Below are 14,599 nucleotides of genomic sequence, written 5' to 3'. Positions count from 1 at the left end.
ATGTGAAGCTTGTAGGCTGTAGCCCATTCTTCTTCAGTGTGTTTTTTATACATGAAAACCCCGAAAGTTATGTCCAACTTTCGGGGTTCACATCACAATACCGACGGTTCTTTTCCAATTTAAATGTCGCGACATTTGCGGATGCTGTCATTCCGGCCACCGTGCCGGAATCACCTTACGCATTAAAAAATGGCGGGTCGAAACCCGCCATTTTCAAAAGCTTTAGTGAAAAGGAGATGCCCGATTAAATCGGGCATGACAACCTCAATTACTTTTTCTCGTTACCCTTAGGCAACTGCACGGAGATGTGGATGTCCTGCAACTGCTGGAGGTCCACTTCGCTCGGGCACTGGTCCATCGGGCTAGAAGCACTCGTGTTCTTCGGGAACGCGATGTAGTCACGGATAGATTCTTCACCTTCCATAGTAGCGACAACGCGGTCGAGACCGAAGGCGAGACCACCGTGCGGAGGTGCGCCGTACTTGAAGGCATCGACGAAGAAGCCGAACTTGGTCTTCACCTGTTCTTCGGAGAGACCCAACAGGCGGAACACCTTTTCCTGAACTTCCGGGTTGTGAATACGGATAGAACCACCGCCGATTTCCACACCGTTAAGAACAAGGTCATAAGCTTCTGCGTTGCAATCCTTGAGGTTGCCACCGAGCATCATGTCCAAATGTTCCGGAAGCGGGTTCGTGAACGGGTGGTGCATAGCCATGTAGCGGCCTTCCGTGTCGCTGTATTCGAACATCGGGAATTCGGTAATCCACACAAATTCACGCTTCTTCGGATCGCGGAGACCCTTGATACGGGCGACTTCCAAGCGGAGCTGACCCATAGCCGTAGCAGCAATCTTTTCCGGACCGGCGATGAAGAACATCATGTCGCCGCACTTAGCGCCAACAGCGTCGCGGAGTTCGTTAAGCTGTTCGGTCGTGAAGAACTTGCCGACCTGGGTTTCCACTTCGTCATTTTCCTTGACGCGCATCCACACGAGGCCCTTGGAACCGTACTTGGCAACGTAAGCCGTGAGTTCGTCGATCTGTTTACGAGTAAAGTCAACGCAACCCTTAGCAGCGATACCGCGGATCTTGCCACCAGCGGCAACGCAGTTCTTGAACACGCCAAAGTTGGACTTTGCACCGATTTCAGACACATCGTGGATTTCGAGGTCGAAGCGGAGGTCCGGCTTATCGGAACCGTACTTGAGCATAGCTTCTGCCCACTTCATACGGCGGATGTGACGCGGCGGTTCGAAGTTCCAAACCTTGCCCAAAACTTCAGTCACGAACTTGTCGAACATTTCCATCACTTCGTCCTGGTTGACGAAGGACATTTCAACGTCGATCTGCGTGAATTCCGGCTGACGGTCAGCGCGGAGGTCTTCGTCGCGGAAGCACTTGGCGATCTGGAAGTAGCGGTCCATGCCAGCAATCATCAAGAGCTGCTTGTACTGCTGCGGAGACTGCGGGAGGGCGTAGAACTTGCCCGGGTTCACGCGGGACGGCACGAGGTAGTCACGTGCGCCTTCCGGAGTGGACTTGCAAAGGCACGGAGTTTCAATATTTTCAAAACCGTTAGCGTAGAAGAAGTCGTACACGGCCTTGAGGAAGCGGCTCTTGAGGAGGAGCTTCTTCTGGATCCACGGACGGCGGAGGTCCAGGTAGCGGTACTGCAAGCGGAGGTCGTCGTTTTCCTTGCATTCTTCGTTCGGGTCGTTAATGGCCAAGGGAGAAGTGAGGGCGGCGTTCAAAATTTCGAGCTTGTCAGCCTTGACTTCGATTTCACCCGTAGCGAGCTTTTCGTTCGTGTTGCCTTCTTCGCGGGCGTAGACCTTACCAGTCACGTAAATAACGTATTCGTTACGGAGCTGTTCGGCAGTCTTCAAAACATCGGCATTGTAATCCGGATTGAAAACGATCTGGGTCTTGCCATACTTGTCGCGGAGGTCAACGAAAATCACACCACCATGGTCACGGCGGCGATCCACCCAACCGGCGAGTGTTACGGTCTGGCCAACATCTTCCTTGCGAAGCTGGCCGCAGTTATGTGTACGTTTCATGGTTGTATCCTTGAAGATAATTTTTCGGGCAAAAATATAGCATTTTTTATAGGAAAACAACCATCAAATAATATATTGAGTATTGAATAACGTTTGAATTTCGCTTTACATGAACTTCGCTGCGATTTTATATTCAACACTGTATCTGCGATACTTCCCGCGCAAGTAGTACACTACAGTAGGCTTTGTTGTCCCGTCCGAGAGTTTGGCTATCCCGTAATACGCGTTGCCATTGTGTCTATTGATGTCTACTCCCGTGCATTTGATGGGAGCTTGCTTTAGTTCGTTTACGTTAAGATCTGCCAAAGCCTCGTCTTGTATCCAGCCGTATTTGTCGGTTGTGTAACCTGAGATGATGGCGGCTATAATTCCGGCACAGACTAATGTTACGCCCGTGGCGCGCAAATGTTGTTTGTCGTGTTTGCCTTCGGTTCCTTTGAAAAAATTGGAACATTGCTTAAATAGCAGGTACATGGCGGATATTACGATTATGGAAGACAAGCCCGCTTCTGCAGTTTTCATCAAACGAAAATCGATGTATACGTGGTTCCATACGGGCCTAATGAAAATGGCGATTGCTACGATGTAAATGACGGATAAAATGAGGGGCCCAGCAGGGTTTTTCTTGAAATTTTCGCAGCATTCTTTTGCTTCTTGAATCTTTTCTGCTTCGCTTTTTTCTTTGCGCATGTAAATTCCTTTTGGAGTATATAAGATACGATTTTATTTCCAATTTTGTAAAGCGTTTTCCATTTTTTGGAGCCGTTTTCCACCTTTTGTCGCTCCTTTTGGTCTTTTTATCCTCCAATTTTGCAAGTAAACAATATTTTCGCAATTTTTTGTCGATTTTCTTGTCTTTTTCGAATTTTTGCTAGTATATTCTTTTCTGTGTTTAACGAAAATGCCCTATTTGGGGGTGTTTTTGCTCAATTTGGAGAACTAAATGGCAGAAGATTTGCAAGCCCTTATGGAACGCATCCAGAAGGATGCTGTCGAAAAGGCAGAACTCGCAGCAAATGAAATTATTTCTAAGGCAAAGGACAAGGCCGCCGAAATTGTCAGGGCCGCCGAAGACGAAGCCAAAGTTAAACTCGAAAATGCCGACAAGGAAGCTCAAGCATTTACAGAACGTAGCGAACGTACCTTGGAACAGTCCGCCCGCGATTTGCTCCTCTCGGTAGGCAAGAATCTCGAAAAAATGATTCTTGATCTTCTCAATCTCCAAGTTGAAAAATCTCTTGATGAATCGACTGTGAAGAACATGCTTCTCACGGTGGCAAAGAGCTACACTTCCGATATCGAAATCGATTTTTCCGAAGCCGATGCCAAGGCTCTTTCTAGCTTTGTCATGGGTGAATTTGCAAAACAGCTTAAGGCTGGTGTAAAGGTCGAAAGCGATAAGGGCGTCAAGTTTGGCTTCCGCGTTAAGCTCGATGGCGGCAAGGTCAGCCACGAATTCACCGAAGCTGCAATGGCTGAATCCCTTTCTGCTTTGCTCAGACCGCAACTTTCTAAGATTGTAAACAAGGCCGCCCAGGGCAAATAAGGCGGTCCAATGAGCAGTCCAGCATATTTGATGGCATCGCTTCCGATGCTTGAACTGGGCGACGTTCCGCCCCTTAGCATGGCCGAGTTCCGTGGCCGTTGCGAAGGTGTGCTGGATGCCCCAGAACTCGAAGCGCTCGACGCTCTCTTAGCGGGCGAGGAGTGCGATGATGAATTTGTTCGGGAATATCAGTCCCGTGAAACCCAGATGAGAAACGTTTCCGGAAGGCTCCGCGCTCAGGCGTGGGGCCCTGAAGTGCGTTTTGCGGAACGCTCTTTTTCTGGTTATGACGTCACCTTTGCAAAAATGATCCAGGACGCGTTCATGAAGGCCAGTCCGATGGAAAAGGAACAGGATATCGACCGCGCCCGTTTCTGGCTCGTTGATTCCCTTGCCGGTGTGGGCGAGGGGACAGTCAAGCATGTTTATGCCTACGCTATCAAGCTTAGAATTTGTGAGCGTTGGGCTCGCTTGAACGAAATTGCGGGCGACAAAGCCGTCATCAATGTTATTAATGCTAACGATCCTGCGTTTAAGCAGGAATGATTGGAGGTCCATTTTCAATGGCTAGTATCGGAAAAATAACCGGCGTCAACGGAAACTTGATTCGTGTAAAGTTCGAAAGCGCCGTTTCCCAGAACGAAGTGGCTTATGCAAAGCTTGTTTCGAAGAACAATGAAGGTAAGGCTGAAATCATTCCTCTCAAGAGCGAAGTGATTCGTATTCGTGGTGATTACGCTGAACTCCAGGTATTCGAAGATACGACTGGCCTCAAGGCTGGCGACGAAGTCGAATTTACCGGAGAACTTCTTTCTGTTGAACTTGGCCCAGGCCTCCTCACTCAAGTGTTTGACGGTCTTCAGAACCCGCTGCCGAAGCTAGCTGACGAATGTGGCTTCTTCTTGCAGCGCGGTAAGTACTTGAAGGCTCTCCCGCGCGATACCAAGTGGGCTTTTACGCCAGTCGCTAAAGTGGGCGATGTGGTTGTTGCCGGTGATACTATCGGTACGGTTCCCGAAGGTGTTTTTGCACACCGCATCATGGTGCCGTTCAAGCTCCTTGGCAAGTGGACTGTTGATTATATCACTCCGGCTGGTGACCGCGTTGTCGAAGATGTGGTTGCCAAGCTCAAGAATGATAAGGGCGAATCTGTCGATGTGACGATGGTGCAGACTTGGCCGGTGAAGATGCCGATCAAGGCATTCGAAGAACGCCTCCGTCCGTCCAAGCCTTTGACCATGCAGCAGCGCATTATCGATACGTTCTTCCCTGTGATGCAGGGTGGTACGTTCTGTACGCCGGGCCCGTTCGGTGCCGGTAAGACTGTGCTCCAGCAGCTCATGAGCCGCTATGCTGACGTGGATATCGTGATTTTGGCTGCTTGCGGTGAACGTGCTGGTGAAGTGGTGGAAACCCTTCGCGAATTCCCGGAATTGATTGACCCGCGTACGGGCAAGTCTTTGATGGAACGTACGCTTATCATTTGTAATACTTCTTCGATGCCGGTGGCTGCTCGTGAAGCTTCCGTTTATACCGGCGTGACGCTTGCTGAATACTACCGTCAGATGGGCCTCAACGTGCTCTTGCTTGCTGACTCTACTTCTCGTTGGGCTCAGGCTCTGCGCGAAATGAGCGGCCGTTTGGAAGAAATTCCGGGCGAAGAAGCATTCCCGGCTTACCTCGAATCCGTGATTGCTTCGTTCTACGAACGCGGTGGTGTTGTCCGTCTCAAGGACGGTTCGACGGGTTCCGTGACGATTTGCGGTTCCGTTTCTCCGGCTGGTGGTAACTTCGAAGAACCGGTGACCCAGGCAACCTTGAAGGTGGTGGGTGCATTCCTCGGCCTTTCTCGTGAACGTTCCGACCAGCGCCGCTTCCCGGCAATTCATCCGCTGGATTCCTGGTCCAAGTACGAAGGCATTATTGATTCCAAGAAGGTTGCCGAAGCCCGCACCATTCTCGCTAACGGCGTGGATGTGAACAACATGATGAAGGTCGTGGGCGAAGAAGGTACTTCCATCGAAGACTTTATTGTTTATTTGAAATCCGAATACTTGGATGCAGTTTATCTGCAGCAGGACGCTTATAATGAAATCGACGCCGCTTGCTCTGCAGATCGTCAGAAGTACGTGTTCGATAGAATTTATACCATCCTTAAGACTCCGATGACATTTGCCGAAAAGGATGTTGCTCGTACGTTCTTCCTCAAGCTTACGCAGGCTACCAAGGACTGGAACCGCGTGGCATTTGACAGCCAGGAATTCAAGGATCTCGAATCCAGTATCTTTGCTTCCGTGAAGGAGGTTTCTCTCAATGCATAATGTTGCTTACCATCGTATTGAACGCATTGCCGGTTCTGTGATTACTTTGAGAGCCGAAGGCGTTGCTAACCAGGAACTCGCTCAGGTTACAAGTTCTTTCGGTACATCCCTTGCTCGTGTCATCCGCATCGACGGTGACCTCGTGGACTTGCAGGTGTTCGCTGGTGCTCGTGGTATTTCTACTGATTCCGAAGTGCGATTCCTTGGCGAACCGATGAAGGTTCCGTACAGTGAAGCCTTGCTTGGCCGCGTGTTTAACGGTGCAGGAAAGCCGCGCGATAACGGCCCGGAAGTCGATGGCGAACGCATCACGATTGGCGGCCCGTCTGTGAACCCGGCAAGACGTATCATCCCGAAGACGATGGTGCGTACGGGTATCCCGATGATTGACGTGTTCAACACGCTCGTGGTTTCGCAGAAGCTCCCGATTTTCTCTATCGCTGGTGAACCGTATAACGAACTTTTGGCACGAATCGCTTTGCAGGCCGAAGTGGACGTGATTATCCTCGGCGGTATGGGCCTCAAGCACGATGACTACCTCTACCTCAAGGATTACCTCGAAAAGAACGGAGCTCTTTCCCGTACGGTGATGTTCATGCATACTGCATCTGACCCGATTGTGGAATGTTTGCTTGTGCCGGATGCTTCCTTGGCTGTTGCTGAAAAGTTTGCAACCGAAGGCAAGAACGTGCTCGTGCTCCTCACGGACATGACAAACTTTGCCGACGCCATGAAGGAAATCGCTATTACGATGGAACAGATTCCGTCGAACCGTGGTTATCCTGGCGACCTTTACTCTCAGCTTGCTAGCCGTTATGAAAAGGCTGTGGACTTCGAAGGTTCTGGCTCTATTACGATTTTGGCTGTGACCACCATGCCGGGCGACGACGTGACGCACCCGGTTCCGGACAACACCGGTTATATTACCGAAGGTCAGTTCTACTTGCGCAAGGGCCGTATCGAACCGTTCGGTTCTTTGAGCCGCTTGAAACAGCAGGTGAACGGCAAGACCCGTAGCGACCACCGTACCATCATGAACACCATGATTCAGTTGTACGCAAGCTACAAGGAAACCTTGGAAAAGCAATCCATGGGCTTCAACATGAGTAACTGGGACCAGAAACTCTTGAAGTACGGTGTGCGCTTCGAAAAGGAAATGATGGACCTTTCCGTGAACATCCCTCTAGAAAAGGCTTTGGACCTTGGCTGGGAAATTCTTGCCGACTGCTTCACTCCTGAAGAAACCGGTATCCCGACCAAGATGATCAACGAATACTGGCCGAAGAAGTGGTAATATGGCTAAGGTCAAGTTAACTAAAAACGCCCTCAAGGCGGAACGTGACGCGTTGAAGCGCTTCCAGCGCTATCTGCCGACGTTGCTTTTGAAGAAGCAACAGTTGCAGATGGAAATGCGTACGCTCCAGGAGAAGGTGATGGCGAAACGCGAAGAAGAGGATAAGCTCCGCAAGAGCATGGCTTCGTGGATTTCGCTTTTTGCCGAACCCATTGAGTGGGATAAGTATCTCTCGGTGAAGAGCGTCGAACAGGGCGAAGGTAACATCGCCGGTGTGCGCATCCCGACGTTTAGCGGTGTTGAGTTCAACGTGAACATTCCGGATTTCTTTACGACTCCGGTGTGGCTCGACGATGGTATCCGTAGCTTGCAGGGTCTCATTTCCTTGCGCTTGGAACGCCGCGTGCTCGAAAAACAGTACGAACTTCTTTCTAAAGAACTCCGTACCACAAGCCAGCGCGTGAACCTGTTCGAAAAGGTCAAGATTCCCGAGTCTAAGGATAACATCCGTAAAATCAATATTTTCTTGGGTGACCAGCAGACAAGCGGTGTGGCCCGTAGTAAGCTTGCCAAGGGCAAGGCTACGGCTAAGGCGCTTGCGCTTGATGCCCAAAGTAAGGAGGTTGCCGCATGATTACTCCTATGAAGAAGGTGACCATTCTTACGCTTGCAAGCCATAAGGAAGATACTCTTAAGGCGCTGCGCGAAATGGAAATTATCCATTTGACTCCGCTCCAGAACGCTGTTGGTGTTTCTGTGAACGGGGCGAAGGGTGCTGTAGCTCGCGTGCAGAAGGCTATGGAAGTTGTTCCTGACAAACTCCGTAAAGGTGTAACGCCTGCGGAAAAAGGCGCAAGTGGTGTAACGCTTGTCGAAGAAATCCAGTCGCTTATTTCGGAAAAGAAAAATGCCGAAATTCAGCTGGAACAGGCCGGAGAAGAACTTGCAAAGCTCGGTGCATTTGAAAACCTTGATCCAAGAACCGTGAAGGAACTTGCTGAAAAGGGCATTTTTGTGCGCCTCTATCTTGCTGATACTTCGAAAGATCCTTTTGAAGTCGATGGCGAATGTGCTTACAAGCATGTCTTTGCCAAGGATGAGAATGGCTCATATATTGCAGTAATCAATAAGGGCGATGCACCTGCCAAGGTGACGGGTTCGTTTACCGAAATTGCGATGCCTCTCAAGTCTCTCGAAGAATATCGACAGATTGAAGAAGAAGCTAAGACGACGATTTCGGCTGTCGATGAACGTTTTGCTCAGCTTGCTTCTGTGAAGGACGAACTTGAATCGCGCCTTTTGGAAGTGACGGACCGTTACAATCTCGTTGAAGCATCTGCAAGCATGCTCCAGAATAGTGAAATTGCTGCTCTCCAGGGATTCTGCCCGGAACCGCGCATTGCCGAAATCAATGCTGCAGCAAAGGCTAATGGCTGGGGTGTGCGTGTCGAAGATCCGACAGACGAAGATAGCATCCCGACACTTCTCGGCTACAACAAGCTTTCGCGCCCGATGCAGTGCCTCTATGACATTATTGGCATCTCGCCTGGCTACAATGAAGTTGACGTGAGCTCTGTGTTCCTCTGCTTCTTTAGCATTTTCTTTGCGATGATTGTGGGCGATATGGCGTACGGCCTGTTGTTCCTCGGTATTGCTATTTTTGCTCGCACGAAAATGCCGAAGGCAAGTAGTGCCGGATTCCACTTTGTGTATTTGATGAGCTGGGCGACTATCATCTGGGGCGCCATCAATGCAAACTTCCTCGGACTGACTCCGGAACTTGCAGGGTGGAGCTACTACCTCGATATCGCTAACTATAACTTTTTACCGGAAGGCGTGCGCAATGTGCTTTACTGGATTCGCAGCTCTGCTCCGACGGATCCGACGCGCTTTGAAGCATACAAACAGTTCTGCGAGACGTTTACGTTCTTGCCCGCTAGCTTTGTGCCGAAGGTGGCAGGGGCATCCCAGATGCAGCATATCCAGCTGTTCTGCTTCTGCATTGCCGTTGTGCATTTGAGTATCGCTCATGCGTGGAATGTCGTTGTGCGCCTCAAGCGCAAGTCTTCGACGTTCATGGCGCAGGTGGGCTGGCTCATGGGCGCTTGGGTCATGTTCTTCCTTGCATGCAACATGGTGCTTGGAATTGACATGCCGAAGTTCGTCATCCCGATGTTCATCGTGGAAGTCGTGCTTCTCGTGCTCTTTACGGTGCCGCCTAGCCGCCTCAAACAGGACTTCATCAGCATTCCGATGCTCGTGCTCGACATCGTGAACAGCTTCACCGATGTCATCAGCTATATCCGTCTGTTTGCTGTGGGTATGTCTGGTGCCGCAATCGCAGAAGCGTTCAATGACATGCTTTCGCCGCTGTTTGGCTCTGCCGTGGGTGTTGCCGGTGCAGCTCTAGTTCTTTTGGGCGTTCATGGTCTGAACATTGCTCTTGCCGTGATGGGCGTTGCAGTGCATGCCGTACGTCTTAACACACTCGAATTTTCAAATGGACTTGGCCTTGAGTGGAGTGGCTTTGCCTTTACTCCTTTCGCCAAGCAAAAAAATTAAACCAAGGGTTAAATCCCGCTACTTAATGAGGATAATATAATGGAACCGAATACAATGGTGACTCTCGCTAAAATGGGTGCTGCAGCTGCGCTTGGCATTGCGGCTATGGGCTCTGCCCTTGGTTGCGGAACGGCTGGTATGTCTGCTATCACGATGTGGAAGAAGGCTTACGCTCAGGGTAAGTCTGCTCTCTTTACACTCCTCGTGTTCGTTGGTGCCCCGATTTCCCAGACGATTTACGGCATGCTTCTGATGAACTTTATCTTGGATGCTGCAAAGGCAAGTGACTTTACGAACTGGGGCGGTTGCCTCGGTGCTGGTATCTTCGGTGGCCTCGGCATGATGGCTTCTGCTTGGTACCAGGGCAAGTCTGCTGCTGTGGCTTGCGATGCTCTCGGTGAAACCGGCAAGGGCATGGTGAACTACTTGATGGTTCTCGGTATCGTCGAAACCGTCGCTTTGTTCGTGCTCGTGTTCTCCATGATGGTGCTTCATTAATCCAGTGAGGTAGCACGTATGGATCAAACACAATTTCTGACGCTCGCAAAACTCGGTGCGGTGGCGGCTCTTGGCCTTGCTGCAGTGGGTTCTGCGCTGGGCTGCGGAACTGCCGGCATGGCGGCCATCGGAGCTTGGAAAAAGGCGTATCTCAAGGGTAAAAACGCGCTATTTACGCTGCTCATTTTTGTGGGCGCTCCGATTGCGCAGACGATTTACGGCATGCTCCTGATGATGTTCATCTTGAACAAGTCGCAGACTGCTCCGGGCAACTGGGCTGCTTACCTTGGCGTAGGCATCTTCGGTGGCATCGGCATGATGGCTAGCGCTTGGTACGTGGGCAAGTCCGCTGCTGACGCTTGCAACGCTCTTGGCGAAACAGGCAAGGGTCTCGTGAACTACCTCATGGTGCTCGGCGTGGGCGAAACGGTCGCGCTGTTCGTCATGGTGTTCTCGATGATGCTCGTGTCGTAGCCTGGTTGCGAGTAGGTTGTAGGAAGTGCACGGCAACGTCATTGCGAGCACAGCGAAGCAATCTACTTGAACGTTCTAAAACAAAAGAGACTGCTTAACGGCAGTCTTTTTTTGTTGTTAAAAGGCGCACAAAATCACTAATTTTATTTGTCATTTTCATATTTCTTTAAGTATATTAAAAGCATGCAAAACGATTCTATTCAAATTTCTCCGAGTATCCATGAGTACCTTTTGACTCATGGTTATACTGAAAATTTTTCTGTGACTCCCATTGCCGGTGCCGGTTCTGGAAGGCGTTATTTCCGTATTGCCGATGGCGAACGTAAGAGTGTCTTGCAGGTTAGTGCCGAGGTTAATGACGATTTCAAGCATTTTGTCGAATATTCCAAGACTTTCAGGGAATATGGTTTGCCGGTTCCGCGCGTTTATTGTGTCGATGAAGCGACATGCCAAGTATTGCAAGAAGATTTGGGCAAACGTAGCCTTTTGGACGAAGCGTACCCGAACGGGAGCAATGTGCTTTCGGGAAGTGTCCGCATTTTGTATCCGGAAGTGATTGATGCTCTTATTCAGTGGCAAAATGCAAGCCATCAGCTGTTCAGCCACCATACTGAAATTTGGCTGCGTCGCTTTGATTTTGCGGCTCTCAAGTGGGAAACTGATTACTTTACTGAAAATTATCTAAAGCTCTACAAGGGAATCGAAGAGATTCCGGAGTCGGTGCGAAACTTCTATTCGTTGGTGGCGGTTTCTGTTGAAGCTCAGACGAAGGTCTTGATGCACCGCGATTTTCAGAGCCAGAATATCATGATTCGCCCGAATTCCGAAGTGGCTTTCGTTGATTTCCAAGGTGCTCGCCGCGGTTCCATGTTCTATGATATCGCATCGCTCTTGTGGGATCCGTATGTTAGCCTTCCGCTTCCGATGATCAAGGATTTCTTTGAATATTGGCGCGGCCTGTATCGCGGAACTCGAATTTATACGAAGGACGATGCTTGGGAAGGCTTTGTGCATGCTAGCTTGCAGCGCTTGATGCAGGCTCTTGGTGCTTATTGCTTCCTCTCGAAGGTGAAGAAGATTGATAAGTTCGAACAGTACATTGAACCGGGCAAGGCTCAGCTCCGTGTGCTGTTTGGCGAATTCAAGCAGATTGCCAAGGCTACTGACCCTGAAGTGTTCAAGTTCATGGATTGGGCCTTGCAGTAATGGCTCCGATATATACGCGTATTTACGCACAGCCGGTTGAATTCAACCGAGCTCTGGGTTACGCTTACGACGCTCTTGTGAATGGTCCTTATAAGTTTGACGCCATGTCGACTTGGAAGGGCCTTTCGGAGCGTGTTGCTCAGGGCATTTATATGGGGCAGGGGCTGTTGCTCCCGCATACACGCGTTTCTGGTTTGCAGGGGCCGCTAATGGCTTTTGTCGTTGCGAAAGAAGGCATTACGGGAATTAAAACTCGTAATGAAGAACTTGCGCAGTTTATGTGCGTGCTCCTTTCTCCTGCGGAATCAGCAATGGCGCATACGGTTGCGATTGCAAATGTTGCAAAGCTTCTGTTGAATCCCGAATGGAAAGAAAAAGTCCTCGCCGCAACTGACGAGGAAATGTTGAAAAAAATGTTTTAAGATGGAGATGCCCGCTCAAGGCGGGCATGACAAAGTTATTACCATTGGAGGCTACCGACGGCGTAAGTGCGGTAGCCTTTATAGTCTCCGAAGAAACGGGTGTAGCTGCATCTGAAGCTGAACCAGTCCCATGGAGTTGCTGCTAAATCAAAACCGAGTTCCTTGTAACGCACGGTTGTTTTTTTGCTGAGGAACTTTTTGTCCATATCGCTTTCTGGCGTATGGAGGTCATTGATGTGTCCGCCGAAGGCGGTATCTTTGGCGACAGCGCCAAAGAAGAGCGTTGCCTTGAGGAAATCGTAGGTGGCGCTGACTTCGGTGTGGACTTCTTGGCTATTCGGGCCGAGGTCGCTACCGAGGCTTTGGGCGTAGCTTGCATAAGTGTAGCCGCGTCCTTTGTGGTGCGTATAGACCCAGGGCTCAATTCGTGTGTATTCGAACATCCAGCCTAGATTTGCGGGGCCGATGACGATATTATCACGGGCAACGCCAAGTGTTGTTGCCCATTTGTTGCCCCACCAGGAATCATCGAACATGCTTGTCGGGGATTTCATGTCGTCCCACAAGAGTTCTGCGTAGAATTCCCAATTCGGTAACGTCTTGACGCTCAAGTCAAATGCAAGCGAGATATTGTCTTGGTCGCCCTGCAAGTGTTCCTGGAAAACGTAGGGAATGAACGGAATGACGTAGGCCCATTCGAATTCGCGGCCCGTACTATCGCTGTCGGGGTTTGGATTGGAACCTGCCGCTTCGATTGTTGTGCCGTAAAGCGAGGTTTCGGAAATGCCGAACTGAATGTCTTTGGGAAGATTCAAGTTGAGGCGATGGGCATGGAAATACTTGCCGAAGTTTTTCTTTTCGTAGATTTTGGCGGCGTACTGCGTATATTCAATCGGCCCAAGTGTAAATTGGTAACCGAAGTACGGTGTGGGGGCTGCATCGGGAATGCGGCTAGAACTGTCTTGCCATGGACGGTAGATGTTGCGTTCGCCTCGCAGAATCACATGATTACGGCGGGCGGGGCCCCATTCGAGGTAGTCAAATCCAGCGAGGAGTTCTACGGGCTTAAGACTGTAACTTACGTTTGCTCCGAACAAATCCCATGTACGTTTTTTTTCGCTTTGCTTGTTGTAGGGGAGGCCTTCGTCTGGGTTGTAGTAGTTAAAGTTGATGTAGCGGTTTGTATAGTCCGTATTGACTTTAACGCGTGCATCGAAGTGGAAGGCTTCCGTGAATTTTCCATTGGCAAAAAGGCGTATGGACGTGGAATTGTCATAATGCGTTTTTGCTTTCGAAAGATTCGTTACAACAACGGAATCCAAGAGCTGCGCGTTGATGGTAAGCTCTTTTTCGTGTGCGGAGTCTGCAAATGTGATGTGACGTGGCATATCGACCGAATGTGTCGGGCTTGCCCAGCTATCAAGAGTTGACCCGAAGATAAGGCTAAGGGCGATTGCCGATTTTTGCCACGTTTGCATGACTAGGCTTCCTTATTGTCTTTTTTCCAAATACCGATGATGCTCTTGTTTTTGCGGAATGCAAGCCAGAGGGTCGGCCAAATGAGAATAAGGTCGCGGATGAGGCTTGTCCAGGCTTCTGCTTTATCGTGGGCGTTGCCGTCTTGAAGTTCAAAGCAACCGCACGTGATGCCGAGATCGTTCCACAAGGCCCAGGCAAGTGCGATAATGAAGCTTACAAACATCCAGAAAATGGCGAATGCCGATTCCTTCACAAATGGCGATACAATCATTGCAAGGCCAAACCAGAATTCAAATTGCGGATATACAAGCGAAAAGAAATTGTTCACGAAGTCCAAGTGCAGTGCCGAGAAGAATTGATACTGCGCTACGAGCGTTGCAAACTGGTGTGGGTCCTGGATTTTGAAGATGGAGGCAAAGATGAACATGCCGCCAATGCCTATGCGGCAGAGCGTTTCGAGTGCGCGTGTGGAAAAGTCTTTTTGAATCTTGAGAGCGGGGACTATCAAGGCGCATGCGATAGCGACTGCACCAACGCCTACATGGATGTTGTAGCGGTAAGCCTTTGGCCAAATATCGAGGAGCCAATCTTGATCGGTGAATGTAAGGATGGTTTCGGGGAAGCTGATTTCTGCAACTCCAACTGCGACAAGGAATGTGGCTATGAGAAGGAGTACGCCTGCGATAATGCTGCGCTTGAGGTTTGCTTTTTCAAAACATTCGATCATGGTCGCTC

15 protein-coding genes are annotated in these 14,599 nt (G+C 50.0%); 11 read left to right on the top strand and 4 right to left on the bottom strand.

The genetic code is table 11. The features are described from left to right. Positions 1 to 248, top strand: a 248-nt coding sequence (locus tag BUA34_RS16015; protein ID WP_217650187.1) for a hypothetical protein, incomplete at its 5' end; no start/stop codon positions are given. Between the two features lie 20 nt (positions 249 to 268). Here the strand turns inward: BUA34_RS16015 and aspS are convergent. Continuing rightward, positions 269 to 2,062, bottom strand: coding sequence for an aspartate--tRNA ligase (gene aspS, locus BUA34_RS09945; RefSeq protein ID WP_072829005.1), 1,794 nt, complete (start codon positions 2,060 to 2,062; stop codon positions 269 to 271). A gap of 105 nt (positions 2,063 to 2,167) precedes the next feature. After that, positions 2,168 to 2,752 (bottom strand): hypothetical protein, encoded by a 585-nt coding sequence (locus tag BUA34_RS09940; protein ID WP_072829002.1) that lies wholly within the window; start codon positions 2,750 to 2,752, stop codon positions 2,168 to 2,170. 253 nt (positions 2,753 to 3,005) lie between these two features. On the opposite strand from BUA34_RS09940, the gene BUA34_RS09935 reads away from it, so the two are divergent. From BUA34_RS09935 to BUA34_RS09890, 10 genes are all read left to right on the top strand, one after another. Then, positions 3,006 to 3,608 (top strand): ATPase, encoded by a 603-nt coding sequence (locus BUA34_RS09935; protein WP_072828999.1) that lies wholly within the window; start codon positions 3,006 to 3,008, stop codon positions 3,606 to 3,608. Positions 3,609 to 3,617: 9 nt separating this feature from the next. Further along, positions 3,618 to 4,154: a hypothetical protein gene (locus BUA34_RS09930; RefSeq protein WP_072828995.1), complete on the top strand. Its 537-nt coding sequence runs from the start codon at positions 3,618 to 3,620 to the stop codon at positions 4,152 to 4,154. Between the two features lie 17 nt (positions 4,155 to 4,171). Next, a complete protein-coding gene (locus tag BUA34_RS09925) occupies positions 4,172 to 5,929 on the top strand; it encodes a V-type ATP synthase subunit A (protein WP_072828992.1) in 1,758 nt (585 codons plus the stop codon). Continuing rightward, on the top strand, positions 5,922 to 7,223 hold the full coding sequence (locus BUA34_RS09920) for a V-type ATP synthase subunit B (RefSeq protein ID WP_072828990.1): 1,302 nt from the start codon (positions 5,922 to 5,924) through the stop codon (positions 7,221 to 7,223). Before BUA34_RS09925 ends, BUA34_RS09920 begins: the two co-directional genes overlap by 8 nt. 1 nt (position 7,224) lies before the next feature. Then, positions 7,225 to 7,857: a V-type ATP synthase subunit D gene (locus BUA34_RS09915; RefSeq protein WP_072828987.1), complete on the top strand. Its 633-nt coding sequence runs from the start codon at positions 7,225 to 7,227 to the stop codon at positions 7,855 to 7,857. Beyond that, positions 7,854 to 9,785: a V-type ATP synthase subunit I gene (locus BUA34_RS09910; protein WP_072828984.1), complete on the top strand. Its 1,932-nt coding sequence runs from the start codon at positions 7,854 to 7,856 to the stop codon at positions 9,783 to 9,785. Before BUA34_RS09915 ends, BUA34_RS09910 begins: the two co-directional genes overlap by 4 nt. Before the next feature lie 39 nt (positions 9,786 to 9,824). Continuing rightward, positions 9,825 to 10,283 (top strand): V-type ATP synthase subunit K, encoded by a 459-nt coding sequence (locus BUA34_RS09905; protein WP_083579764.1) that lies wholly within the window; start codon positions 9,825 to 9,827, stop codon positions 10,281 to 10,283. 18 nt (positions 10,284 to 10,301) lie between these two features. After that, positions 10,302 to 10,757, top strand: a complete 456-nt coding sequence (locus tag BUA34_RS09900) for a V-type ATP synthase subunit K (RefSeq protein ID WP_072828981.1) — start codon at positions 10,302 to 10,304, stop codon at positions 10,755 to 10,757. A 183-nt stretch (positions 10,758 to 10,940) separates the two neighbouring features. Continuing rightward, positions 10,941 to 11,963 (top strand): aminoglycoside phosphotransferase family protein, encoded by a 1,023-nt coding sequence (locus BUA34_RS09895; RefSeq protein ID WP_072828978.1) that lies wholly within the window; start codon positions 10,941 to 10,943, stop codon positions 11,961 to 11,963. Continuing rightward, complete coding sequence (locus BUA34_RS09890) at positions 11,963 to 12,385, top strand: PTS sugar transporter subunit IIA (protein ID WP_072828976.1); 423 nt, start codon at positions 11,963 to 11,965, stop codon at positions 12,383 to 12,385. Before BUA34_RS09895 ends, BUA34_RS09890 begins: the two co-directional genes overlap by 1 nt. A gap of 38 nt (positions 12,386 to 12,423) precedes the next feature. Here the strand turns inward: BUA34_RS09890 and BUA34_RS09885 are convergent, their stop codons facing one another. Both BUA34_RS09885 and BUA34_RS09880 read right to left on the bottom strand, forming a co-directional pair. After that, positions 12,424 to 13,863 carry a capsule assembly Wzi family protein gene (locus BUA34_RS09885; protein WP_072828973.1) on the bottom strand — a complete coding sequence of 480 codons (1,440 nt, stop codon included), beginning with the start codon at positions 13,861 to 13,863 and terminating at the stop codon, positions 12,424 to 12,426. 2 nt (positions 13,864 to 13,865) lie between these two features. After that, positions 13,866 to 14,591: a MauE/DoxX family redox-associated membrane protein gene (locus BUA34_RS09880; RefSeq protein ID WP_072828971.1), complete on the bottom strand. Its 726-nt coding sequence runs from the start codon at positions 14,589 to 14,591 to the stop codon at positions 13,866 to 13,868. Between the last annotated feature and the right edge of the window lie 8 nt (positions 14,592 to 14,599).

This window comes from Fibrobacter sp. UWB12, assembly GCF_900142485.1.
Taxonomy (GTDB): Bacteria; Fibrobacterota; Fibrobacteria; order Fibrobacterales; family Fibrobacteraceae; genus Fibrobacter.
The sequence above is the reverse complement of the archived record's forward strand: the minus strand, read 5'-3'. Positions and strand labels throughout refer to the sequence as shown.